The 2,110-nt window shown below is 69.6% G+C and carries 2 protein-coding genes; both read right to left on the reverse strand.

From position 1 onward, the window contains the following. Positions 1 to 38: 38 nt before the first annotated feature. On the reverse strand, positions 39 to 1,070 hold the full coding sequence (locus tag VFG33_RS12785) for a threonine aldolase family protein (protein WP_325025871.1): 1,032 nt from the start codon (positions 1,068 to 1,070) through the stop codon (positions 39 to 41). Continuing rightward, the coding region (locus VFG33_RS12790) for a 3-deoxy-7-phosphoheptulonate synthase class II (protein ID WP_325025874.1) at positions 1,067 to 2,110 on the reverse strand (1,044 nt) is incomplete at its 5' end. The genes VFG33_RS12785 and VFG33_RS12790, both read right to left, overlap by 4 nt.

Consider the following 2,110-nt stretch of genomic DNA (forward strand, 5'->3'; position numbering starts at 1 on the left):
ATCGCAACGTGGTCCGGGGGCTCGGCGGACCGGAAACGCTAGCGAAGGAGGCGGGCGATTGTTTCGGCGGCTTGGCGGCAGGCTGCTGTGGAGGCGTCCAGGTGGGTGACCAGGCGGAGCTGGGTGGCACCGACTCCGCCGACCAGGACACCCTCGACCTTGGCTTCCTCGATCACCTGGGCGACCGACTTGCCGGTCGCGGCCAGGTCGGCGACGACGATGTTCGTGTCCACCTGGTCCGGCTTGATCGACCCGGGCGCGGCGTCCGCGAGCACCTCCGCGATCAGCCGCGCGTGAGCGTGATCCTCGGCCAGGCGCTCGACGTTGTTGCGGAGCGCATAGAGGCCGGCGGCAGCCAGTACTCCGGCCTGCCGCCACCCGGCACCCAGTCGTTTCCGCCAGACCCGGGCTTCCTTGATCAGCTCAGCCGATCCCACCAGCACGGATCCGACCGGCGCGCCCAGTCCCTTCGACAGGCAAACACTCGCCGCGGCAGCCCTCGACGCATAAGCGCCCACCGGTACTCCGGACGCCACCGACGCGTTCCACAGGCGAGCGCCGTCCAGGTGCAACGGGACCCCCGCCGACTGCAGTTCGTCGGCCAGAGCGTCGTACCCGGTCTGGATCGTGCCGCCGCCGAAGTTGTGCGTGTTCTCGACGGACACGGCCGCCGTGGTCACGAAGTACGGGCCGAGATCCGGGGCGATCAGCGCGCGGATCTGTTCGAGGTCGATCTGCCCGCCGGGCGCACTCCACGTTCGGGTGGTGACGCCGCTGACGGCGGCGTGCGCCCCGAGCTCGGCCCGGGCGACGTGCGCGCTCGCCTCGCACAACACCTCGGTCCCGGGAGCCGCCAGCGCGCGTACGCCGAGAATGTTCGCCAGCGAACCGCTGACGACGAACAAGCCGGCCTCGTGCCCGAGCAGCCCCGCAACGTCGGCCTCGAGCTCGGCGATGGTCGGGTCCTCGCCATACACGTCGTCCCCGACCGGCGCACTCGTCATCGCCGCCAGCATCCCGGCCGACGGACGTGTAACGGTGTCAGACCGCAGATCGATCACGCCGGTCATGCGCGGGCGGCGCGGAGGCGTTCCGCTACCAGGAAGGAGAGCTCGAGCGACTGGTGCCGGTTCAGGCGGGGGTCGCAGGCGGTCTCGTACCGGTTGACCAGGTCCTCCGCGACCAGTTCCTCACCCCCGCCGAGGCACTCGGTGACGTCGTCGCCGGTCAGCTCGATGTGGATGCCGCCCGGCCAGGTCCCGACCTGCTCGTGCGCGTCGAAGAAGCCCTGCACCTCGTTGATCACGTCGTCGAAGTTGCGGGTCTTGTACCCGTTCGGGGTCTCGTAGGTGTTCCCGTGCATCGGATCGCACACCCACGCGATCGGCGAACCGTGATCCCGGACCGCCTCCAGCAGCGGCGGCAGCCCGTCGCGGATCTTGCCCGCGCCCATCCGGGTGATGAACGTGAGCCGGCCCTCGATGCCCTTCGGGTTCAGCTTGTCGATCAGCGCCCGGATGTACTCCGGCGTCGTGGTCGGCCCGATCTTCACGCCCAGCGGGTTGCTCAGCGACGCCAGGAACTCCACATGCGCACCATCGAGTTGGCGGGTCCGCTCCCCCACCCAGAGCAGGTGCCCGGACACGTCGTACGGGAGTTCCGTCCGGGAGTCGATCCGCGTCAGCGCGTGCTCGTACTCCAGGATCAGCGCCTCGTGGGACGCGTAGAAGTCGACCGTGCGGAACTCGTCCGAGGTCGCACCGCAGGCCCGCATGAACGCCAGTGCGCGCTCGATCTCGGAGGCGAGCCGTTCATACTTCTGCCCGACCGGGGACGACCGCACGAAGTCGGTGTTCCAGGCGTGCACCTGATGCAGATCGGCGTACCCACCGGTGGTGAACGCGCGGGTCAGGTTCAGCGTCGCGGCAGCCGCGTTGTAGACCCCACGCAACCGCTCCGGGTCCGGGATCCGCGACTTCTCGGTGAACTCGAGCCCGTTCACGGCGTCACCCCGGTACGACGGCAGCGTGACCCCGTCGCGGGTCTCGTCGCCACTGCTCCGTGGTTTCGCGTACTGGCCCGCGATCCGGCCGACCTTCACCACGGGCAC

Origin of the sequence: Kribbella sp. (assembly GCF_035687465.1) — a bacterium.
Classification (GTDB): Bacteria; Actinomycetota; Actinomycetes; order Propionibacteriales; family Kribbellaceae; genus Kribbella.